Annotated in this window: 15 protein-coding genes; 7 read left to right on the top strand and 8 right to left on the bottom strand. The window is 32.7% G+C overall.

The genetic code is table 11. The features are described from left to right. Positions 1–179 precede the first annotated feature (179 nt). Entirely contained in the window at positions 180–2,324 is a 2,145-nt protein-coding gene (locus V6624_RS02085) for a S46 family peptidase (RefSeq protein WP_338840706.1), read from the top strand. A 74-nt stretch (positions 2,325–2,398) separates the two neighbouring features. Here V6624_RS02085 and V6624_RS02080 read toward each other — a convergent pair whose 3' ends face one another. Further along, positions 2,399–8,677, bottom strand: coding sequence for an alpha-2-macroglobulin family protein (locus V6624_RS02080; RefSeq protein ID WP_338840705.1), 6,279 nt, complete (start codon positions 8,675–8,677; stop codon positions 2,399–2,401). 214 nt (positions 8,678–8,891) lie between these two features. On the opposite strand from V6624_RS02080, the gene V6624_RS02075 reads away from it, so the two are divergent. From V6624_RS02075 to V6624_RS02060, 4 genes are all read left to right on the top strand, one after another. Continuing rightward, positions 8,892–10,247: a UDP-N-acetylmuramate--L-alanine ligase gene (locus V6624_RS02075; RefSeq protein ID WP_111285032.1), complete on the top strand. Its 1,356-nt coding sequence runs from the start codon at positions 8,892–8,894 to the stop codon at positions 10,245–10,247. A 144-nt stretch (positions 10,248–10,391) separates the two neighbouring features. Continuing rightward, entirely contained in the window at positions 10,392–11,081 is a 690-nt protein-coding gene (radC, locus tag V6624_RS02070) for a RadC family protein (protein WP_338840704.1), read from the top strand. 3 nt (positions 11,082–11,084) lie between these two features. Beyond that, positions 11,085–11,771 (top strand): YjjG family noncanonical pyrimidine nucleotidase, encoded by a 687-nt coding sequence (locus V6624_RS02065; protein ID WP_111285034.1) that lies wholly within the window; start codon positions 11,085–11,087, stop codon positions 11,769–11,771. A gap of 2 nt (positions 11,772–11,773) precedes the next feature. After that, the gene (locus V6624_RS02060; protein ID WP_422389343.1) at positions 11,774–12,538 is read left to right on the top strand and encodes a hypothetical protein; all 765 of its coding nucleotides are present in this window, start codon (positions 11,774–11,776) and stop codon (positions 12,536–12,538) included. A 16-nt stretch (positions 12,539–12,554) separates the two neighbouring features. Here V6624_RS02060 and V6624_RS02055 read toward each other — a convergent pair whose 3' ends face one another. Beyond that, complete coding sequence (locus V6624_RS02055; protein WP_111285036.1) at positions 12,555–13,832, bottom strand: replication-associated recombination protein A; 1,278 nt, start codon at positions 13,830–13,832, stop codon at positions 12,555–12,557. A 174-nt stretch (positions 13,833–14,006) separates the two neighbouring features. Here V6624_RS02055 and V6624_RS02050 point away from each other — a divergent pair, with 174 nt between their 5' ends. Then, positions 14,007–14,774: a rhomboid family intramembrane serine protease gene (locus V6624_RS02050; RefSeq protein WP_111285037.1), complete on the top strand. Its 768-nt coding sequence runs from the start codon at positions 14,007–14,009 to the stop codon at positions 14,772–14,774. A 58-nt stretch (positions 14,775–14,832) separates the two neighbouring features. Next, the gene (locus V6624_RS02045) at positions 14,833–15,339 is read left to right on the top strand and encodes a hypothetical protein (protein ID WP_239455604.1); all 507 of its coding nucleotides are present in this window, start codon (positions 14,833–14,835) and stop codon (positions 15,337–15,339) included. A gap of 1 nt (position 15,340) precedes the next feature. On the opposite strand, the gene V6624_RS02040 is transcribed toward V6624_RS02045, so the two are convergent. The 6 genes from V6624_RS02040 to V6624_RS02015 all read right to left on the bottom strand — a co-directional run bounded on the left by V6624_RS02040 (position 15,341) and on the right by V6624_RS02015 (position 22,828). Next, on the bottom strand, positions 15,341–16,144 hold the full coding sequence (locus tag V6624_RS02040) for a DUF2490 domain-containing protein (RefSeq protein WP_111285038.1): 804 nt from the start codon (positions 16,142–16,144) through the stop codon (positions 15,341–15,343). 49 nt (positions 16,145–16,193) lie between these two features. Next, entirely contained in the window at positions 16,194–16,928 is a 735-nt protein-coding gene (gene rlmB / locus V6624_RS02035) for a 23S rRNA (guanosine(2251)-2'-O)-methyltransferase RlmB (protein ID WP_111285039.1), read from the bottom strand. Positions 16,929–17,012: 84 nt separating this feature from the next. Beyond that, a complete protein-coding gene (locus V6624_RS02030; RefSeq protein ID WP_111285040.1) occupies positions 17,013–17,519 on the bottom strand; it encodes a lipid-binding protein in 507 nt (168 codons plus the stop codon). Between the two features lie 15 nt (positions 17,520–17,534). After that, positions 17,535–18,170 carry a DUF5011 domain-containing protein gene (locus V6624_RS02025; protein ID WP_162614930.1) on the bottom strand — a complete coding sequence of 212 codons (636 nt, stop codon included), beginning with the start codon at positions 18,168–18,170 and terminating at the stop codon, positions 17,535–17,537. 13 nt (positions 18,171–18,183) lie between these two features. Next, positions 18,184–19,629, bottom strand: coding sequence for a SusD/RagB family nutrient-binding outer membrane lipoprotein (locus V6624_RS02020; protein ID WP_111285042.1), 1,446 nt, complete (start codon positions 19,627–19,629; stop codon positions 18,184–18,186). A gap of 16 nt (positions 19,630–19,645) precedes the next feature. Further along, the gene (locus tag V6624_RS02015; protein ID WP_338840702.1) at positions 19,646–22,828 is read right to left on the bottom strand and encodes a SusC/RagA family TonB-linked outer membrane protein; all 3,183 of its coding nucleotides are present in this window, start codon (positions 22,826–22,828) and stop codon (positions 19,646–19,648) included. Between the last annotated feature and the right edge of the window lie 323 nt (positions 22,829–23,151).

Here is a 23,151-nt window from a genome sequence, read left to right as displayed (position 1 = left end):
GAAAGATAGAAAATTTCTTTTTTGTAATACAGATTTGAAACTCAATATTATTTTTTGATTATAGAATATTAAATTCGTAATAAAGAGTTAAAAAATCATTCTCATATTTAATTTTAGAATCGTTTAAGATGAAATAATTATCAAAATGGCTTATATTCGCATCACTTAAACAAAATAACATGAAAAAAGTAATTTTATTCTTGACCATGTCCCTTATGGCTTTCCCAATGAGAGCGGATGAAGGAATGTGGTTTTTGATGTTTATCGAAAGATTGAACCATAGAGATATGGAAAAAATGGGCTTGCAATTGACGGCTCAAGAAATTTACAGCATTAACAATCATAGTTTGAAAGATGCAATCGTCCAGTTTAATGGAGGTTGTACTGCTGAGATAGTTTCTAACAGCGGTTTGGTTCTTACTAATCACCACTGTGGTTATAGTGCGATTGCAGAACTTTCAACTGCAGAACAAAATCATTTGAAAGATGGTTTTTGGGCAAAAAGTCGTTCAGAAGAACTAAAGCCTAAATCTTTATATGTTCGTTTCTTCGTTCGTATGGACGATGTTTCGAAAAGAATTTTGTCAAAAGTAAATGATACAATGACAGAAACTGAAAGAAACAAAGTTATTCAACAAGAGATCGCTTTGATTGAAAAAGAAAATAGCGAAAATGGAAAATACACTGTTTCTGTTCGTCCTTTTTTTCAAGGAAATGAATATTACTATTTTGTTTACCAAGATTACACAGACGTTCGTTTAGTAGGAACTCCGCCTGAAAGCGTAGGTAAATTTGGTGGAGATACAGACAACTGGGAGTGGCCTCGTCAAACAGGAGATTTCTCTATGTTTAGAGTTTATGCAGATAAAGACGGAAATCCAGCAGCATATTCTAAAGACAATGTGCCGTTACAGCCAAAACACTATTTGCCAGTTAGTTTAAAAGGAGTAAAAGAAAATGATTTTGCAATGATCTTAGGTTATCCAGGAAGAACAAACCGTTGGATGCCTGCTGGAGGAATTGAGCAAAACATTAAATATGCTTATCCTGCTTGGGTTGAAGGTGCAAAAACCGGAATGGATGTTATGAAAAAGTATATGGATAAAGATGCAACTGTTCGTTTAGACTATGCTTCTAAATATGCTTCTACAGCAAACTACTGGAAAAACCGTCAAGGTATGATTGATGCTTTAACAAAAGCTGGGACTGTTGATACAAAAGCAGAACAAGAAGATAAATTCTACGAGTGGGCAAGTAAACCTGCAAACAAAGAAAAATACGAGAATGTAATTCCGACTATCAACGATTATTACAGAGAAACAAACTTAAAAGCGCGTCACGATAATTATTTGACACAACTTTTACGTACTTCTGCTTATGCAACTGCTCCAGCTAATTTAGGAAATGCATTAATTGCTTATTACAAAGAAAATGATGCAAAGAAAGCTGAAATGCTTCCTAAGATCAATGCGATGATTGAAAACATTTATGGTGAATTTTACGCGCCATTAGAAAAAGATGTTTTAACAGCACAATTGAATTTATATGCTGAAAAAGCTGCTGAGTACGGACTTGCCCCTGAAATCGCAAAAATGAAAACGGCTAACAATGGTGACTTTACTGCAGATGTAGCGAAAGCAACTGAAATTAGTTATTTTACAACTAAAGAAAAAGTATTGGCATTTTTAGCTGATCCAAAGCCATTGGCAATTGTACACGATCCGTTGTATATTATTTCTAATGATTTATTGACAAAATACCGTTCTAAAACAGATGATCAGGCAAAAGCTGATGATGGATTTGCAACTGCTTACCGTAAATTGGTTGAAGGTTTAAGAGAGTCTAAATTGAACGCAATTAAATATCCAGATGCAAACTCTACTTTGAGATTGACTTACGGAAAAGTTCGTGCTTTACCTGCAGATCCTCGCAACGATGCTAAAATCAATAACTATACTACAATGGAAAGTATGGTTAAAAAATACAAAGCAGGAGATCAAGAATTTGACTTGCCAGCTCGTTTATTAGAATTAAACAAGAAAAAAGATTACGGACAATATGCTGATAAAGCAGGATATATGCCAGTAAACTTCTTAACTGATAACGATATTACAGGAGGAAACTCTGGTTCGCCAGTTCTTAACGGAAAAGGAGAATTAATCGGAATTGCTTTTGATGGAAACATCGAAGCTATGGCTGGAGACGTTATTTTTGATCCTAAATTACAAAGAACTATCAACGTTGATATTCGTTATGTGCTTTGGATTATCGACAAATACGCTGGAGCTAAAAACATTATCGACGAATTGACGATTACTAAATAATCTTCATTTCAGATTTAAATATCAAACCTAACAGGTTTTTAAAGCCTGTTAGGTTTTTTTATGCCTAAATTTTATTAATTCACTTTTACTCGAATTCCTTTTGTATGACTTGCAAATTCTGGTGCATACATACTTTGTATTGTCGTAATTCCGTTTGAGAATTCTCCGCTGTTATTTACTCGAATATCATATTCTAAAACATAAGTTCCTTTATTGATTTTGTCAAAGAAGAAATGAGTGGCTGCATCTTTTGTACTCATATAATATCCCAATCTATCAGAATATTGATATTGTGAAAATACATTTACAGGCTCAAAACAAGAAGCGCGCATATCTTTTAAATGAATGTATTCCAAATCTTCTTTCGAAGTGATAATTAAACGGACTGTAACTAAATCTCCAATTTTTAAAGAATTTTCAGTTGTTATCTTTTGTAATTCGTCACCTTTTAGCGTGTTTTTCTTTAGATACAATTCTTTCGAAACAGATAAAACAGCTCCAGTGTTATTTTTAATTTTATCTAAATCTTCAAAATACTGCCAATAAACACCACCAAAACCTGGGATTCTAGATTTGTTTTGAACGCTGATCGAAGCCATTTCTTTTTTTACTTCTTCAGCTTTCCAGTTTAGTTTGATATAACCCGTTTCGGCTTCTTTTTCATTTTCGGATAATTTTTTGGTCATGATTTTTTCATCTCCCAATTTTATAACTGTATTGTCTTTTACAGAAAGCCAATCGCTGCCTTGAAGTAATAATGCATAAATTGCTTCACTAGTTGATCTTGTTGTTGGCCAGTTTTTAGCTTGTTTGTTTTTTAGTAGCCAGACTTTCATTGCATCAACAGATTTGGTGTCTTGAGTAACTTCGGCGAAAGCCTCAATTAAAAGAGCTTGAGTTTCTATAGGCGCTTGATACCAGTACCAACCTGGTTTATTGGCAATCCAATACATTCCCCAATCTTCATTGTTAGATGAATTTTCTTTTAAACTTTCAATGATTTTTTTAGCGCTTTCCTTTTCTCCAAAACGATTTAAGACTAAAGCAGTCAATCCTTTTTCATAAATAGAATAATCTAGCCAATCTTTTTTTGCTGTTTCGAGATATAATTTGGTTACTTTTTTTAAAGTGTCCGAAAGCGGATATTGTTCTAAATAAAAACTTCTGCTATATAAATAATGCAAATTAGAATATGGCCATCTCCAAATTAAACTGTTCGTCTCCTTATTGAATTTTGCCCTTTTTTGATGTTCTTGTAAAAATTTGCCATCTATAAAAGGAATTGCAGTTTTAGTAATTTCATCAATTTTAAGATTTTGATTTCTAACCAATTTTGACAAATGGCCTAATCCGGCTAAAATATGTCTAGTAATGTAATCGTCTCCCGTACCGCCTTCAAACCATGAAAAACTACCATAAGAATTTTGTTTCTTTTTTAATTTCTCGAAAGTGGTTTCTTGCGAAGTTTTCATTTTTTCTAAATCAAATAAAACGGCAAAACTTTTCCTCTTTTCCTCTTCATTTTGATTATCATTTAACCACGGCGTTTCTGCCAGAACAATTGATTTTAGTTCTTCATTTTCTTCTAATTTTGGATTGATTTTCCCTTTTTTTCTCCATTCATCAAAAATGGCAGCAATTTTCGGATTGCTTGAAATTACTTCTGTAGCAAGCGCATTCGAATAATATCTGGCAAAAGTTTGTTCTGCACATTCGTGTTCATATTCCATTAAATAAGGCAAAGATTGAATTGCGATCCATGCAGGATTGGAAGTGTACTCAAATGTAAATTGATGATTTTTTAATGTTGTCGAATTATTGTTTTTTAAGTTTTCAAAAGTGTATTCTTTGGTCGAGTTTTCACGAACCCAAATCGGAATACTTTCTGTAACGAGCATATTGTTAGTTAAAACAGGGATAATATTTTCTTCTCCATCTGAGAAATCACCTGATTTTGCCACGATTTTATATTGAACGCCTTGTAAACCTTCAGGAATTGTAACGGTCCAACTTGCTGTAGTATTTCCATAAGCTAGAATGGTGAAATTTTTAATGTTATCTGCATTTAGCATTTTAGCATCAATTGGTTCCATTGTTACTGCATCGAAAAGCTGTAAAGCAGCAATTCCAGTTTTCGCTTCGGCGGTAACATTTGAAATTTTCGTCGTGATAACAATCGTATCTTTTTCCCTAAAGAAACGCGGGAAATTTGGCAAAAGCATTAATTCCTTTTGAGTCACAACGTTTTTCTGCAAATAACCAGAAACTGCTTCTTTGTTGTGTGCAAATAAGCGAAGTTTCCAAGCCGTTAAAGCTTCTGGCGATGTAAAAGAGAAACTCACTTTTCCTTGCGAATCTGTTTTTAAATTTGGCAAAAAGAAAGCAGTTTCAGATAAATTTTTTCTTGCTTTCACTTGATTTAATTCTTCTAATGCCTTTTTGTTTACAGAATTTATATCATAAACAGTATTGTCTTCTTCATAAATAACATTTGAGCTAACCGTAGTAATGGCGGCAGATAAGCTTGCTTTTTTCTGAATGCCATATGCAGTATTTACCACAACCTCTGATAAAGTACTTGAATCATTAGTTAAAACAATATCAATGAATTTTCTGTTTCCTACTAATACAGATTGGGTTTTACTGCCAATATAACTAAACTCAAGTTCTTCGTTTTCTTTGGCGTCTATTTCATAATAACCATCAAAATCGCTTTGAGTGCCACGTCTTGTACCTTTTACGACAATAGAAGCTCCTGGCAAGGCAAGTCCAGAATTATCAGTTACAATTCCCGAAATCAATTTTGCATTGAAAGGTTTTTTAGCCTTTTTAGCAATCTGCATTTGATACAGTCTCTTTTGATAAATATTATTTTTGCTGTTAAAATCGAATCCAAACGACATTAATTTAGTGTCTTCACTAAATAGTTCAAGTCGGTTTAGAGGCAGATTTAAATACATAATAGAGGCAGAAACCTGATCAAAACCAAATGACGATTTCTTATAGCTTCCGTTATAATTATAGTCGTTTATGGCTAATATATTCCAATCATTTTTTGTAAACTGATCTAATGAACTGTCATACATTGATGCTAAAACTTCAGCTTCGTTTTTGGTGTCTTTTGATTTTAATTTGAATGACCAGTTTTCTGGACTTCCAGGCTGTATTTTACTCCTAAATGTTTCTACATTGAATTCTAATTTAGGAGTAATAGATTTTAATTCAACTGCTACATCACTAGAAAAAACTTCGTTTTCAAATATGCTTTGAAACCCGATTCTTAATATGTTGTAAAACTCCTTCTTTAGTGGAATTTTTATTGTCGTTTCGTGGTTTTCTAAATGAATAATTTTTTCAAAAAAGACTTTACTATCATAATTTCCAATTGTTGAAATATAAAGTTCCGGAACTACAGAGGTTAATTTTAATAATACAAAACCATCTTTTTTCGCATCTTCATTTATCTGCACAGCCGAAAATAATACGCTTGGATTGAATTTATCTTTGCTTTGTTTAATCTGGAATTTAGTTGTGTTTTCTATTAAATTATCAAAACTATCTTTTGCTGAAAAGACAATTTTGTAGTTTCCAGATTTGTAATTTGAAATAAAATCTAATGCGATTTTTTTATCTTTTTCGGTATCTACTTTTTTTGAATAAACTAAGATTTCATCTTCTTTGCTATATTCCTGACTGTTTTGTTCGTACGGAAATAGTTTTTCAAAATCTTCATCAGATAGTATTTTAATTTCTGGCGTAGGCCATACTCGTTTTTTGAATTTGCTTGGCAACGGACGTACGAAATATATTTTAATTTCACCTTTCACAGCTAAAAATTCACCATTTAAATTGGTGCTTTTTAGAATAATTTCATTTTTATCTTTTGTATTAATTTGAGGATTAATTACAGTTTCAAGAACCAAATCATGATATCCCACTTTTACATTTGTTTGTGCATCGTGAGTTTCTCCATTTATATCAGTTACTTGTGCTTCTATAAGATAATTGAAAACTGGAAGATCTTTTTTTGAACTTTCCTCAGAAGGAACAGCGATAAAATCAATCGCAAAATTCCCCGATGCATCTGTTTTGGTTTCGCCTGTTACTAAAACTTCATTTGAACTTGACGAATAGTAGTCTCTCGCGTAATAGCCTGCATATCGTGTAACTTTATAAGTAACTTTTGCATCAGAAATCGAACTTCCAGCAAAAGCTTTGGCGTTTCCTTTTACCTTTATGGATTGGTTTACTTTAAAAGTTTCTTTTTTAGGTTCAAAAGTGACTTCAAATTTTGGACGTTTATATTCTTCAACTCTAAAGTAGGTTTGAGAATTTTCTAAGTCAACATGATCCCAAAACGGATGATCGTTTTCTTTTTTATTATAAATAATATCATTTTTCGAATTATCAGATTCTTCAGCAGAAATTCCAAAAGAACCTGTCAAACCTGATTTTGGTAAAATAAATTCGCCAGAAAAAGAACCAAATTCATTGGTCGTTACATCAAATTTCTTGATTTCATTATAAGATGCGTCTCTAAAAATAATTTTAAAAGAAGTTTGCGGAACAACGCTGGTTTTGTTTTTCTTCTTTTTAATAGCAATTCCTTTAAAATAAAGAGTTTGCCCCGGACGATAAATGGCTCGGTCTAAATAAAATTCGACTTTTCCTTTATAATCGTCATCTTCATCTTCATTTTCACTTTTATCGTAATCTACGCTGTAATTGATGTAATCTTTGTGAATCAGAATACTATCATTTGAAGTAAACAATTCAAGTGTATCACCTCTGAATTTTACATTTTTAGTATTGTAAACTGCGATTCCATTTTTTCCTGTTTTAAAGGTGGCGCTATAAGTTTTTATGGTAACATTTTCTATAGGTTTTCCCGTTTTTCGATCTAAAACCTGATATTTTTCGATTTCATTTTCTTGAGAGGCAAGAACACTAATGTTTGATGAAGTTATAGTTTCATACGTATAAGCTTTTGTATTTTTAATGTCAGAATTGCTTTCAAAATAAACTAAATAAGATCCAGTTTTTATATTTGGCAAAAGTATTTCGGTGGTATATTTAAAATAGTCTTTTTTGTTTACAAGCGAATATTCTTTTGTGTAAGAAGGAGCATTTTTTAAAACAATGCTATTCACCAAACTATCTTTGTTTAGATTTCTTGTTTTAAAATCAAGAAGCAGTTTATGGGTTATTTTATAAAATGAAACTTTTAAAGTATCTACATTTTTGTAATGAATAAACGCCCTTGCATTTTGTTCATTGTAAATGTATTTCTCCAGCTGGACATATAAAGATTTGGAAAGAATGTTTGCTTTTCTCTGTATCGCAAGTTTATAAGCATTTGATCGATTATTTATTTTTATTATACTGTCAAGAATTGCTATGGCGTCGATATTATTATTTGGCTTCAATTCTCTTGATGCTTCTCGATCAAGAATTGAGGCTTTCTCCAATTGAATTTTCTGAATAAGCGAATTGTCTTTTACCGTTTTTTGAAAGCGAATTATGACATCAAGATATTCTTCATTGGAGAGATTTAATTTATTTTTTAAAAACTGAATGCGTTCCCATTGATTTTCTTGCTTTGGATCTATGGTTTCTTGTTTTTGGTATAATGATAATGCTAAACGTAAATCGTCATAAGTTACAAAATCTAAATTCAGTTTTTTGAAATTGGCAGAGCTTCCTAATAAGTCATTTTTGTATTTAATTATATCTTCTTGAGCAAAGCTAGCGGAATAAACTTTTGAACTATAAATGTCGATATTTTCTTTGATGATATAATCAAATAAATTTTCGTTTTTAAATTCTTCTAAAGTCGAATAGTCAAAAATCTGATCGTATTTTGAAAGTGGAGTATTTTTTAAAACAAGTTCATTTTCTAAACTCTTTTTTAAAATTAAATTGATTTGAGACGTAAAATTGACTGCTGTCCAAGTTAAAAAGTCATCATTTAGAGTTTTGATATTTGTTCTATTTCGGATGGAATAATTATTTTGAATAAAATAATCATTAAGGCATTTTGCATAAATGAGATTCAAAATTGCTTTTGAAGGTATAGAAACTCGATTTATATCGGTTTTCAAATTATTTAAAATTTTAGTCTGTGCATTTTCGTCAATAAGAAGCAGGTATTTTGAATGATAGAAAAAACATTTTATCATTTCGGCTTCATCTTTATCTGAAACGGCATCTTTATAGATTTTTTCAACTAATTCATTAGCTGATTTGGTTTTTCCTTCATTTTCAAAATCAATTACTTTTTCCCATTTCTTTTCATTTTGTTGTGCAAATACTGAGGTAGAGATAAATAATAAAACAAATAATATATTTTTCATAAGAGAGTTTTAATCTATAGATGATTAAATTTTAAAAAAGGTTGGGAAGACAGAATTACTTTTAAAAATAATTTTCGTACAAATTAATAATTTATTTCCAAAACCAAATAGAGCATTCTATATTTCATTATTTTTGAAGAATAATTACAGCGTTTTATTAGTTATTTGCTATTTCGATTAACCGATGAAACAGTTTAACGATTAAACATTTTAAATGAAAACACATTTCATCGCCATTGGCGGAAGCGCAATGCACAATCTGGCATTAGCATTACATAATAAAGGATACCAAGTTACAGGAAGTGACGATGCTATTTTTGAACCTTCAAAATCAAGATTAGAGAAAAAAGGAATTCTTCCTGCAGAATTGGGCTGGTTTCCAGAAAAAATCACTTCAGATATCGATGCAATTATTTTAGGAATGCACGCAAAAGCGGATAATCCTGAATTATTAAAAGCGCAGGAATTAGGTTTAAAGATTTATTCATATCCTGAATTTTTATACGAGCAATCTAAAAATAAAACGCGTGTTGTAATTGGTGGTTCTCATGGTAAAACAACGATTACGTCAATGATTCTTCATGTAATGCATTATCATAATATTGCAGTTGATTATATGGTTGGTGCGCAGTTGGAAGGGTTTGACACAATGGTACATTTGACTGAAGAAAATGATTTTGTTGTTTTGGAAGGGGATGAGTATTTATCTTCACCAATTGACAGACGTCCGAAATTTCATTTATATCAGCCAAACATTGCTTTGATTTCTGGAATTGCTTGGGATCATATTAATGTTTTTCCAACTTATGAAAACTATGTGGAGCAGTTTGAGATTTTCATCGAAAAAATTACAAATGGCGGAATTTTAGTTTATAACGAAAATGATCCTGAAGTAAAACGTGTTTCTGAGGCAGCGACAAATCCAATTAGAAAAATTGCTTATTCAACTCCAGAATATTCTGTAAACGATGGTGTGACTTTATTAAAAACTCCAGAAGGCGATATGCCAATTGAAGTTTTCGGAGCGCACAATTTAAACAATCTTGCCGGAGCAAAATGGATTTGCCAAAATATGGGAGTTGATGAAGCAGATTTTTACGAAGCAATTGCAAGTTTTAAAGGTGCTTCTAAGCGTTTAGAAAAAATTGCCGAAGGAAAAGGGAAAGTTGCTTATAAAGATTTTGCGCATTCGCCAAGTAAAGTTGCTGCAACGACAAAAGCGGTAAAAGAACAATATCCAAATAGAACTTTAGTAGCTTGTTTAGAATTGCATACTTATAGCAGTTTAAATGCTGAATTCTTGAAAGAATATGAAGGCGCTCTAGAATATGCAGATGTTGCGGTTGTTTTTTATTCGCCAGATGCGGTAAAAATTAAACAACTGGAAGAAGTAACTTATGAGCAAATTGCTACTGCATTCAATAGAAAAGATTTAATTATTTATACGAATCCAGCTGAGTTTAAAGAATACTTATTCAACTTAAATTTAGATAATTCTGCACTTTTATTAATGAGTTCAGGAAATTATGGAGGCTTAAATTTTGATGATGTTAAAGGTTTGATTGCCTAAATTCGTCAATTAGAAAATTAGATAATGTGCCAATTGTTTTTCAGTTGGCACATTTTTTTTGTAATTATCTAATCAGAAAACATAATAATTATTTGAAAGACTTTTCTTATTTTTAATATCTTCGTTCTATAAAATTTAAATAGTATGGAACAATCTCATTTCGCTATAAAAAACTGGTCAGATGATGACAAGCCGCGCGAAAAATTAATGCTCAAAGGAAAAGAGGCTTTGAGTGATGCTGAATTATTAGCAATTTTAATTGGTTCAGGAAGTCGTAATGAATCTGCGGTTGCATTAAGTCAGCGTATTTTAGCTAGTGTTGGCGGATTAAATTCATTAGCAAAATTATCTATTGCTCAATTAATGAAATTTAAAGGAATAGGAGAGGCAAAGGCTGTTACAATTGTCGCTTCTTTAGAGTTATGCGCGCGTCGGAGATCAGAAAAAGCAGTTGAAATGACTAGAATAACTTCGAGTAAAAAGGTTTTCGATTTAATGCAGCCCGTAATTGGAGATTTATCTCACGAAGAATTTTGGGTGCTTTTTCTTAATAATTCCAATAATGTGATTTCAAAGGCTCAATTGAGCAAAGGAGGTATTGGCGGTACAACTGTCGATGTCAGATTGATTTTTAAATTGGCGTTTGAGAAATATGCTACAGCCTTGATTTTGTGCCACAATCATCCTTCTGGAAGTTTGATTCCTAGTGATGCCGATAAACAAATTACTAGAAAAATTCGCGAAGCAGGAAGCAAGTTAGATGTTAAAGTTTTAGACCATATTATTATAACTGAATCAAAATATTATAGTTTTGTAGATGAAGGAATTTTTTAATAGATGAATACCAAGATTACAGACATTTTTTTTGACTTAGACCACACACTTTGGGATTTTGATAAAAATTCGGAAATGGCTTTTGATCGTATTTTTAAAAGTAAATATCAAGAGATTATTACTGAAGATTTTATCAAGGAATATATTCCAATTAATCAAGAATGTTGGAGATTATATCAGAATGATAAAATTACGCATCAAGAATTGCGTTATAATCGTTTGAAGTTTTCTTTTGATGCATTGAATTATGCTATTTCAGAAGAAAATATTTTGGAAATTGCTAATGATTATATTGAATTTCTTACTGATAATAATTACCTTTTTGATGGCGCAATTGAAGTTTTGGAATATTTAAAACCTAAATACAAACTTCATATTATTACAAATGGATTTGCTCAGGTGCAGGAAAAGAAAATTAATAATGCTTCACTTGGAGGTTATTTTAGTACCATTACAAATTCTGAGTTAGCAGGCGTTAAAAAACCAAATAGTATTATATTTGATTATGCATTGAATCTGGCAAACACTTCAAAAGAGAACAGCATTATGATTGGCGATGATTTTGAAGCTGATGTGAATGGCGCATTGAATGCAGGTTTAGATGCCATTTTTTTTAATGAAAAAAAGCTGGATATTTCCGGAAATTATAAACAGATTAACCATTTACTAGAACTAAAAAAATATTTATAATGATGAAGATTAAAATTTTACTTACTGCACTTTTATGCTCATTTATTGGATTTGCACAATCTGTTAATGATTACAAAGCTGTAATTGTACCTTTAAGATATGATTTTACAAAAACAGATAATCAATATCGTATGGCTACATTAAGCAAATCAAATTTATTAAAAGCTGGTTTTGAAGCTTTTTATACAAATGAGCAGCTTCCTGAAGGATACACAGATCGTTGCCAGGTTTTGTATATTGATGTAATTAAAGATAGTGCATTTTTGACAACTAAGCTTAGTGTGCAGTTCAAAGACTGTTTTGGACAAGTTGTTTATACATCTGAAGTTGGAAAAAGTAAAGAGAAAGATTATGAATTAGCTTACAGAGAAGCACTAGATAATGCTTTTAAGTCAATTTATGCTTTGCATTATAAATATAGTGGCAAAGAAGTAGCAACTTCAAGAACGCCAGTTGCTACAAAAGCGGCTGTTGCAACAAGTGCTGTAACTACTGTAGCTGCAACTCAAGTTGTTTCAGTTACGCCTTCTCCAGATTTAAAAGATCCAAACTTGTTATATGCTCAGCCAACAGAATCTGGATATCAGTTAATCGATAAAACACCAAAAGTAGTTATGAAACTTTTCAAAACTTCTCAAAATAATGTTTTCATCGCTTCAAAAGATAATGTTCAAGGTTCTTTAATCTTAAAAGAAGATGGCCAATGGTATTTTGAATCTTATCAGAATGATAAATTAGTTTCAGAAAAAATTGTAGTTAAATTCTAAAAAAATAAAATACGGTTTAATAACCGTATTTATCCTTCCAACGGTTCTTTAAAAATTCGCGGTTGCTATTCTCTCGAGAATTGCTTCCCGGATTATAAAGAACCGTTTCTTTTATAGCGTCTGGTAAGAATTCTTGTTCGGCAAAATTATTAGCATAATCATGCGAATATTTATATTCATCGCCATATCCTAATTCTTTCATTAATTTAGTTGGAGCATTTCGCAAATGAAGTGGTACAGGTAAGTCGCCAGTTTGTTTTACCAATTGCTGCGCATTACCAATTGCCATATAAGAAGCATTGCTTTTTGGCGATGTAGCCAAGTAAATAGCGCATTGACTTAAAATGATACGGCTTTCTGGATATCCGATCGTAGTAACAGCTTGAAAGGTATTATTTGCCATTATAAAAGCTGTCGGATTGGCATTCCCAATATCTTCACTAGACAAAATAAGCATTCTTCTGGCAATAAATTTTACATCTTCTCCTCCTTCAATCATTCTTGCCAGCCAATAAACCGCACCGTTAGGATCGCTACCACGAATAGATTTTATAAATGCAGAAATAATATCATAATGCTGCTCGCCGGTTTTATCATACAAAACCGTATTTTGCTGTACCAGTTCTAAAACACGGTCGTTAGTTATAGTGATTTCGTCACCTTGGGAAGCATTAATTACAAGTTCGAAAACATTAAGCAGTTTTCTACCATCACCGCCCGAAATACGCAATAAAGCTTCAGTTTCTTTAAGGTTTATCTTTTTTGTTAATAAATAGGCATCCGTTTTCATTGCGCGTTCTAAAAGAGCCTCTAAATCGGCTTTTGTAAAAGCATTTAAGATATAAACTTGACAACGTGACAATAATGCAGGAATAACTTCAAAACTAGGGTTTTCTGTTGTTGCTCCAACTAAAGTTATCCAGCCTTTTTCTACAGCAGCTAAAAGTGAATCCTGCTGTGATTTACTAAATCTGTGGATCTCGTCAATAAATAGGATAGGATTTTTAGCTGTAAAAAGTCCGCCGCTTTGTTTTGCTTTATCAATAACATCGCGAATATCTTTGACCCCAGAATTGATGGCGCTTAATATATAAAAAGGCCTTTTTGATTCTTGAGCAATGATTTGTGCCAATGTTGTTTTTCCGGTGCCAGGAGGCCCCCAAAAAATCAACGAAGGAATTATTCCTTTTGATATTTGCTGTGTTAACGAACCGTTTGGTCCAACCAAATGCTGCTGGCTGATATAATCTTCTAATTTCTGCGGACGAATGCGCTCTGCTAATGGTGCTTCCATTTTACAAAATTACTATTTTAAGATTTAAATTTAATTCATTGAAAGTTAAAACAGCTTGCAGAGTGAAGGATTGTTCTGATTTGAGACAATTTAATGCTCTCTGGTATGACAAATTATCAGTAAAATATTTTTGGATAGTTTTTTGAGTTCTCCTAAATGTTATTTTGTAAAAATATGGGCGATAGTAATTTTAAGTTTTCAAATTCGGTTATAGGACTTCCATTGTTTTTTGTCCTTTTTTTATGGATTGTATACTGGCTACAAATCCGCTTTGATTTTGATTTTTACCGATACGGAATTTACCCAAGAGACCTTCTAGGTTTACAAGGCGTTTTATTCAGTCCGTTCATTCATGAAAACTTAGATCATTTATACAATAATAGTATTCCATTAATAATTCTATTGGCGGCAATGCAATATTTTTATCCAAAACAAACATTTGGCGTTATTGCATACGGAATAATATTTTCGGGATTAATTACTTGGATAGTTGGAAGAGAGAATTTTCATATCGGCGCTAGTGGGTTAATTTATGTTTTGGTAAGTTTCATTTTCTTTAAAGGAATTCAAACTAAATATTACAGATTGGTGGCTTTATCTTTGACTGTAATTTTGCTTTATGGCGGAATGATATGGTATGTTTTTCCAGATGTTGATCAATCTATTTCTTGGGAAGGGCATTTAGCGGGTCTTATTACGGGCTTTGTTTTGACATTGTTTTATAAAGCACCCGAATATGCAAAACCAATTGTTTACGATTGGCAGCGTCCAGATTTTGATCCAAGCAATGATCCTTTTATGAAACATTTTGATGAAGATGGAAATTTTATTGTTTTTTACAATGAAGACGAAGAAAACGAAATGGAATATTTTTCGTCTAGTCATTCGGTAAATTATATTGTGACCAAAAAGGAAGCACCAGAAGAAGATACTGCTCCGTGATTTTCTTTAAGATAAAAAGATTAAATTTGTTAGATAACAATTTAATTTTTCGGGCATTATGAAGAAAATGAAGGTTTTAGTTTTGTTCTTGTGTTTTGTTTTTAATGCAAAAGGTATTGCTCAATGTGAAATCAAAAATAGGATGCTGGCAGATGGCAGCATGATATATTACTTTGAGCCGGCTGTATTTTATACAACAAAATCAAAATCGCTTAAAATTAATATTGTTACAGACAAAGAGAATTATTTTGTTGCATTACAGCCAACGCCATTTCCTGAAAAGAAAATCGGAAAAAAGATTAAAGATGATCTTCTAATTCATCTTGCAGATAATAAAACATATAAGTTAGTGCATTATGATACACAATATCGACGTAACGATTCTATCATGCAGGTTCTTTATTTGATAGATAATAAAGATCTTGATGCGTTTTCTAATTACGAAGCGGTGATCGCAGAAATTAATATGCAGGGGACAGAATTTATGAGAAGCTATAATTTTAAGCTTCATAAAAATGCTATAATCGAGCAGCTTAAATGCTTTTTGAAGAAAGAAGAAGACTAAACTATTCTTCGTCTTTTGCTTCAGGATGTTTTTTGGCTTCAATTTTCTTTTGAAGGTTTCGAATAAGGTTACTGAAAGTTACGGTAAGCGAGGCCGCATTGGTTGTTTGATTTCCATTGTTACGTGGAAGATATTCATTGCAATAGGTTAGTTCAACCTGAATGTCATCTGAAAATAAATAACCAGCTCCAATATTTAAACGATTCCGATCAAAGAAACTTTCACCCGTGACTTTTGTTCCAGATTTGAAATAAAGCTCATCTGAAGCAATTGCGTATACAACGCCACTTCTTAATATTTTACTATTGATAGGTTGTATATATTTAATTTGCTGGCGATATCGAAAAACGTTTTCATAATCATCATCTTCATTCCTCATATGACGGAATTCAGTACGCATTCTTGTGCTTAAAGTGTATCCTGTTTTATGAAAATAGTAAATGCCTTGAAGAGCAAAACGTGTTTCGGGAGATTCGAACTGACCTATTTCGGGTACATCTCTATTATTAAAATAGGCAATAAAAGCGGAGAATTTCCATCTTGGAGAAAAGTAGTAATGTCCCCATCCTCTTATAGATCTTTGTATAGTATTTTCGAATAAGTTTGGTGAAGATTCGGTACTGCTGTAAGCTGAGGCAAAATCTATTTCAGTAGCCCATTTTTTACTCAAGGTCTGGTTAAACTGAATTTCATTCCAGAACTGATTATATGTAGTATTTTGTCCGTAGCTGTTTGTAATTAATAAAACTACAAACAGACATCGGAAAATTATGATTTTTGATTTTGAATTAGATTTTGAAAGCATTAATTAAAGGTATTTAATTATTCATTCGCATCTTAAATCTCAATGTGTTTTAGCTTCTTTGTCGAACGGCTTCGTATAGAAAAGCACCGCATGCAACCGAAACATTCAAGGATCCAATTGTGCCAAACATTGGTAACTTAGCTTTTTCATCTACTATTTTTAAAACAGAAGGATTAATTCCTCGATCTTCAGAACCCATAATAATAGCGACTGGTTCTGTTAGTGAAATATCATATATGTTTTGATCTGTTTTCTCAGTTGCAGCTACTGTTTTAATCCCAGAGCCTTGTAAATAGAAAATAGCATCTTTGATGTGTTCAACTTTAGAGATCGGGACATTAAAAACAGCTCCAGCCGAAGTTTTAACTGTATCTCCATTTACAGGCGCCGAACCTGCTTTTTGTATGATGATTCCATTTACACCTGTACATTCTGCTGTTCTAATAATAGCCCCAAAATTTCTTGCGTCAGAGATTTGATCTAATATTAAGAAAAGAGGTTTTTTGCCAGACTCAATTGTTGATTCAACAAGATGTTCTAAATCAATGAAGCCAATAGGGGAGATAGTTGCTACAGCTCCTTGGTGATTATTTGGAGTAAGACGATTTAGTTTTTCAACAGGAACATAAGAGAAGTTAATGTTTGCACGTTTCATTACCTTCATTAAGTCTTTCATAAGTTCACCAGAAATATCTTTCTGGATAAATACTTTATCTACTTCTTTTCCTGCCTGAATTGCTTCTATGATGGCTCTAATGCCAAATATTTGATGTTCTTTTTCCATTGGGCAAATATAGGTAATATGTTTATATAAAAAAACCACCCCAAATGAATGGGGTGGTTTAAATAATAATTCTTTATGGGAATATTAGTGTTCGTCTTCAAAGAAACCAGTTCTTTTATAACCTTTTATTTCATAGACAGTTCCTGCATCTGGGTCATCTGAGAATGTAGCTTTAAAAGAGATAGCATCAACAGTATGTCCTCCAGTAGATGTAGTACCATTTTTAGTGATTTTACCTTCTGTTATATTCACATTGATATCGTATCCATCAACGCTACTTGCTAAATTGCTTCCTGCAAATGACAATGCGCTAAGAGTTACAGGTGACTTTACTTTAAAATCCCAGATGTGGCCTTTATCATCAATCCACATCTCTTTTCCATCATTTGCTGATGTATTGTAAGTAGAAATAAGTGCATAGTCTGCTACTACTGTTCCATTAACTAATGTTTGAACGTACCAGTCTCCAGACATATCCTTTGTAGATGTTCCTCCTGGATTAGTATCGCCAACTTCATCACAAGCTGCAAACGACGTAAGCACAAGTACAGCTGCTAGAATACGTGTTATATTTTGTTTTAATTTTTTCATTTTAATATTTTTAGATTAACGTTTGAATATTCTATCAGCAGTACCGAAGAATGCAGTAGCAGTAATTGACCATTTCCAGTTGTTCTGGTCTGTAATTGTCCCAATGTTACTTTCTGCATCGATACCTGTCGAAGAAGCATCTTCTTTGAAAGGTGCATAAACTTGTTTGTCATCTATATTATAGAATTCCATCTGTAATACGTTTGGATCACCTACAAGATACCCAGTAGCGTTGTCTGTAAAATAGTGTCTGTCTCCTGTTCCTACTCTAGTTACATTATTTGCATTACCACTTCTAAAAAAAGTACCTGTCAAATCAATTGTACTTGGTTTGTTACTCAATACAACTACAGTACGTGTAAGTGAAGCAGGAAAACCATCACTATTTACTGCAGAGTATCTAAGTTTGTAAACTGTAGGTTTACTAGTATCAACTGTACCTGTAATTGTTACTGGAAGAGCTTTACCGTCAGCTTCCGCTTCTACACCAGCTTCTGTATATGTATCTCCTTGTGTAAGAACAACTAATGCATCACCATTCATGGTCAAGTTTGCATATGCAGTTACTTTTGAAACTCCATCGGTAGATTCTTCACATGAAGTTAATAATAGTCCTGAAACTACCATTAAAGCTATAAATATTTTTTTCATTGTTTTAATTTTTTTAGTTAACATCCCACCACACTGGAGCAGTTATTTTTGCTAGAGCAGGTGCGTTTGGATTTCTTGTTTTTACAGTATTTGGTAAAACAATTCTTCTAGGGAATAATCCACCTGTTACATTTTCAACAGATACTCTAAATTGTCCAGGGATGTAGTCTTCGTCGTCTTGAGGAACAGAAGATTCTTTAGGGAAACCAGTTCTGTTTTGCTCTAAGAAAGATTCGTAACCATTTCCAGGGAAACTAGCAATCCATTTTTGAGTGATAATTGCCTCGATTTGAGCAGCTGTTCCTGTTGCAGGAAAAGCATATTTACCACCTGCGGCAACAAAAGCATCTGCACTCAAAGTGTATTTTTTAAAATTCGCAGCAACACCTAAATCATATTTTTCTTTAGCTCCAGCTCCAGCGTAGTATCGTGTAAGCGCTTCAGCTTGTAAGAAATAGCTTTCTTCTGCACTTAAGAAATATACAGCAGTTGTTGGGTGTAAAGTTACTAATGAAAGCCCTGTTGCAGCATTTTCAAAATCACCTTGATTGTTAGGGTTTCCTGCTCCATAATATTTATCCAAACGAGGATCTAAATTTGACTGTAAGTAAGTGTATAAAGTTTTACTAGCTCTAAGGTTTAGAGTTGTGTTCAACTGTCTTCTGTCAGTTTCATACAATGGGTTACTTCTGTCTGCTGCATCTTCAAATTGATTATAAGGAGCTCTAGTATTCATTCCGGCATCAACATCCAAGAATTGAGCACCAGAATTAATTAAGGTAGTAATTCCTGATTGAGCCAAAGTAGGATCAACTTGTGTTAATCTCAAGTGTAATTTTAGCAATAAAGTATTACCAAATTTTGTCCAGTTATCCATTTGTCCTCCGAAAATGAAATCATCATTTGCTGGTGCTGAGCCTACTGAGCTGCTTAAGTCTTTTGATAAAGCTAGTTTTAAGTCCGCAATCATCAAATTATAAACTTCTTTTTGAGTATTGAATTTAGGTTGCAAAATGTTTGGGTTATTTGCTTCAGCATAAGGAATAGCATCGTATAAATCAGTCATTACTTGTGAAGCTTCTACTTCAAGAACAGTTGCAATTAAGTAATAATTCCAATTTCCTTCTTTTTCAGCTTGTGCTTTTACAACTCTAATGTCATTTAAAGCATCGAACATTGCTGTATAACCCAATTGATAATCATTAGTTCCAATACTATATTGATCAATATCTTTGTATTGATTTGAAGTAGTATTTTGTGTCCAGAATTGAGACCAGAATCCACCAATTAGGGCGTAATATGATCCTTGTGCACCTACAAGACCTGCAATACCTGCAGGTAAGATAGTGCTATTAGCTTGTCCAGGAGGTAAAGAATCTGGATCTCTATTAATGTCAAATGTTTCATCACATGACACCAATAAGAAAAGTGCTGCTATTAATGTTGTTATTTTTTTCATTTTTCTATATATTATTTTAGAATGATAATTTTAAAACTCCACCCACTGATCTTTGTGATGGGTTAGATGCAAATTCTCCAAAATCAGAGATTACGCCTGTACCGTAAGTTCCAGTTTCAGGATCTGTATATGGGTTTGCTCCTGGAGTCCACATGAAAAGGTTTCTTGCGTAAATTCCAAGTGAAATTTTGTTTAATCCCATATTTTTAGTAACTGAAGAAGGGAAGTCATAATTAAAATTAATCTCTCTTAATCTAACGAAAGTTTTGTCAATTACGTGAGTTCTTTCAATACCAGGATTGTTTGTAGTATTGTAGAAATTAGTAACAGTTTCGAATGTAAGCGGAGTTGTGTTTTCAGTATAAGTAACATTTCCTGACGCATCTACATGTTCATTAACTGAGTTAGGAACGATAAATGGGTTTCTATCATTATAAGTAGTTTCGATGCCATTTCCTACGAAATGAGAAAGTCTTTTAGTGTAAGAATAGAATTCTCCGCCTTGTTTCCAGTCTAATGAGAACGCTAAGTTAAAGTTTTTGTACTTGAAAGTGTTTTGTAATCCCATTACGAAATCACGTTGTGAATTTCCAATTTTTTCAATATCGTCACTTACTTCGTACATACCAGTTGATGCATTTACAATATATTGTCCAGCTGCATTTGTTTTTGGAACTTGAGAATAGAAAGTACCGATTGGCTCTCCTTTAGTTGCTCTAAAAGTTACACCATAAGCACTTGTTAAATCAACATAAGAATTTCCTCCAGTTAATTCAGTAACCTCATTAAGGTTTTTAGTGAATGTATAAGTTAGGTTCCAAGAGAAATCCTTGTTTTTAATTGGGCTACCAGTTACAGAAAGCTCAATACCTTTGTTCACTACGTCTCCAGCGTTAATAGCTTTAATTGTGTAACCTGTAGAAGGATCTAAAGGTAAGTTTACAATTACATCAGAAGTTGTTTTGTGGTATAATGCGATATCATAACTAATTCTGTTTTTGAAGAAAGATCCCTCAGCTCCAATTTCATACTCTACAGTACTTTCTGGTTTTAAATCAGGATTTCCAAGTCTTCCAGAAGCTTCAAAGAAACTTACTCCTCCAAGTGGAGATGCTAGTATACCAAAGTTTGCAGCTGCAGAACCTGAAATATAAGAATCTTCAGTTACATATGGTGAAGTATCATTTGCAATTTTAGATGCAGCACCTCTTAATTTTAAGAAAGTACTTCCGTTGTCAATTACAATTGCACCAAGTGATAAAGATGGGTAGAAATATGCGTTATTACTAGTTGGTAAAGTAGAAGTTTTATCTTCTCTTCCTGTAATAGTAGCAAAATATCTGTTCTTGAAAGCAAATTCAGCAGAAGCATAAACTGCACCAGTTCTTCTTAATGTGTTTGTTTGTGTAATTACTGGTCTAAGAGCTGAGTTTGAAAGCTCGTAGTATCCTGGAATTCCTAAATTAGTAACAGTATTGAATAATTGGTCAGATTCTCTTTTGTTGTAGTTGAAACCTCCTAAAAGATTCAATGTCCAATCTTCGCTTAAGTTTGTGTTGTAGTTAAGGTTAAAGAATGTATCGAATTCGCTGAATTCTGATCTTCCTTCTGTAACTCCACCAACTACTGGGTTTGCACCAGCTACATCTTGAGGAGTACCTGGAAGGTAATCTACAATTGCTCCATGACTTTTAAGTCTTTCTGTTCTATAGTTACCACCAATTTGCCATGTAGCTGTAAGCTTATCAGTTAATTTATAACTTAAGTTAATGTTACCAAAAAGGTTGTTTCCAAATATTTTTGTGCTGTTCTCGTTGATTGAGAAATATGGATTGGAAGCATAAGGAGTGAAATAATAGTCTGGAGTATTAAAAGGATTATTTTTGTAATCTTTTAAATCTACAATACTTATGTCACGTGGGATTTGTAATAAATCTTGCTGTAAAGTTGAACCTTGACCAGCATCATCACCTTGTCCTGTATTAACAGCACTCTGGTTTTTGTATACGTAATTAAAAGAAGTTCTTAAAGTGAATTTTTTACCTTTTAATCCTCCATTAAATCCTAATGATTGTTTTTGGTATAAGTCAGCATCAGTTGGAACAACTCCATCACTGTTTACATTAGAGAATACTAAAGAGAAATCTGAAGTATCACCACCTCCGCTAAGAGTTGCAGATTGTGTAGACATTACACCAGTGTTGTAAAAGTCTCTTACGTTGTCATTTAAGCTAACATAAGGTTTAAGCTGTTGAGTATTGTTGTATACAGTTCCCCATGGTCTAACTTCTCCATTGAATGCAGGTCCCCAAGAACCATTTTCATTACTGTAAGTGTTAGCTCCTGAATAACCTTGTCCACTCCATCCTTGTCCAAATTGGTTTTGTAAGTGAGGAACTCTCGCTACTTCACTAAATTCTGTTGAAGCTAATAAGTCAACTTTAATTCCAGAGTTTGCTTTCCCTTTTTTAGTTGTAATAATAATTACACCACCCCCAGCTCTTGAACCGTATAATGCAGATGCTGCAGCACCTTTAAGAACAGTCATACTCTCGATGTTATTCGGGTCAATGTCACTGATACCATTTCCAGCATCATATGATCTTGTAGTGGTAGTAGTTCCTGTAGCACTGTTGTTGATTGGTGTTCCATCAACTACGTAAAGAGGTCCATTGTTTCCTGTAATAGTATTCAAACCACGGATAACTACTTTAGTAGAAGCTCCTGGTTGAGATGGAGCAGTAATATCAACTCCGGCAATTTTACCAGAAAGAGTTTCAAATGGGTTAGTGTTAACTACTTGTGTAAGAGCATCTGCTTTTAAAGTTGTTGTCGCATATCCAAGAGATTTTTTCTCTCTTTTAATACCGAAAGCAGTTACAACTACGCCTTCAAGTTCTTGTGCTCCTGCATCTGCTAATTTTACATTTACAGTAGAAGAACTTGCTGCTACTTCTTGAGTTTTCATCCCAATGTAGCTAAATACCAAAATTTGGCTTGGTGACACTTTGATCGAGAATTTACCATCAAAGTCAGTTTGTGTTCCTGTTTTAGTTCCTTTAACTAATACACTAACACCCGGTAAAGGCATTCCTGCATTATCAGAAACTGTACCAGAAACAGCTCTTTCTTGCGCAAAAGAAAGTTGCGCGACTAGTACTAATAACAGTACTAAGAATCCATTGAACTTTAGTTTCATTTTTAAATATTTTGAATTAGTCCGACAAAAATCTTAATAATTTGTTAATCTACCTAATATAAAAAGCTTTTTTTTTAGTTAAATAATGATTTTGAGGTGGTATTTTGCTGTTTTATCGATTAAAACAGGCTTAAAATTACAAAAGCGTAATTTTTAGTGTTAAATTTGATAATAATTAAAAATTTTGTCAACCGCTTAAATGTTAAATTTATAGACGAAGGGTATTTAAATGTTTTTTTTATAACTTTTATCTTAAAAAAACGTCTGGATTAACTGCAGAAATTTGTTAAAAAATCGTGAACCTTTAATATTCAGTGTTAATA

It is taken from the genome of Flavobacterium ginsenosidimutans (assembly GCF_037478105.1).
Lineage (GTDB): Bacteria > Bacteroidota > Bacteroidia > Flavobacteriales > Flavobacteriaceae > Flavobacterium > Flavobacterium ginsenosidimutans.
The sequence above is the reverse complement of the archived record's forward strand: the minus strand, read 5'-3'. Positions and strand labels throughout refer to the sequence as shown.

What these genes read in the sequence shown, in the direction of transcription:
- V6624_RS02060 (WP_422389343.1), top strand. Translation starts at nt 11,774, where the DNA reads ATGAAGATTAAAATTTTACTTACTGCACTTTTATGCTCATTTATTGGA.
- V6624_RS02020 (WP_111285042.1), bottom strand. Translation starts at nt 19,629, where the DNA reads ATGAAAAAAATAACAACATTAATAGCAGCACTTTTCTTATTGGTGTCA.
- V6624_RS02025 (WP_162614930.1), bottom strand. Translation starts at nt 18,170, where the DNA reads ATGAAAAAAATATTTATAGCTTTAATGGTAGTTTCAGGACTATTATTA.
- radC (WP_338840704.1), top strand. Translation starts at nt 10,392, where the DNA reads ATGGAACAATCTCATTTCGCTATAAAAAACTGGTCAGATGATGACAAG.
- V6624_RS02030 (WP_111285040.1), bottom strand. Translation starts at nt 17,519, where the DNA reads ATGAAAAAATTAAAACAAAATATAACACGTATTCTAGCAGCTGTACTT.
- V6624_RS02085 (WP_338840706.1), top strand. Translation starts at nt 180, where the DNA reads ATGAAAAAAGTAATTTTATTCTTGACCATGTCCCTTATGGCTTTCCCA.
- V6624_RS02080 (WP_338840705.1), bottom strand. Translation starts at nt 8,677, where the DNA reads ATGAAAAATATATTATTTGTTTTATTATTTATCTCTACCTCAGTATTT.
- V6624_RS02045 (WP_239455604.1), top strand. Translation starts at nt 14,833, where the DNA reads ATGAAGAAAATGAAGGTTTTAGTTTTGTTCTTGTGTTTTGTTTTTAAT.
- V6624_RS02065 (WP_111285034.1), top strand. Translation starts at nt 11,085, where the DNA reads ATGAATACCAAGATTACAGACATTTTTTTTGACTTAGACCACACACTT.
- V6624_RS02040 (WP_111285038.1), bottom strand. Translation starts at nt 16,144, where the DNA reads ATGCTTTCAAAATCTAATTCAAAATCAAAAATCATAATTTTCCGATGT.
- rlmB (WP_111285039.1), bottom strand. Translation starts at nt 16,928, where the DNA reads ATGGAAAAAGAACATCAAATATTTGGCATTAGAGCCATCATAGAAGCA.
- V6624_RS02075 (WP_111285032.1), top strand. Translation starts at nt 8,892, where the DNA reads ATGAAAACACATTTCATCGCCATTGGCGGAAGCGCAATGCACAATCTG.
- V6624_RS02050 (WP_111285037.1), top strand. Translation starts at nt 14,007, where the DNA reads ATGGGCGATAGTAATTTTAAGTTTTCAAATTCGGTTATAGGACTTCCA.
- V6624_RS02015 (WP_338840702.1), bottom strand. Translation starts at nt 22,828, where the DNA reads ATGAAACTAAAGTTCAATGGATTCTTAGTACTGTTATTAGTACTAGTC.
- V6624_RS02055 (WP_111285036.1), bottom strand. Translation starts at nt 13,832, where the DNA reads ATGGAAGCACCATTAGCAGAGCGCATTCGTCCGCAGAAATTAGAAGAT.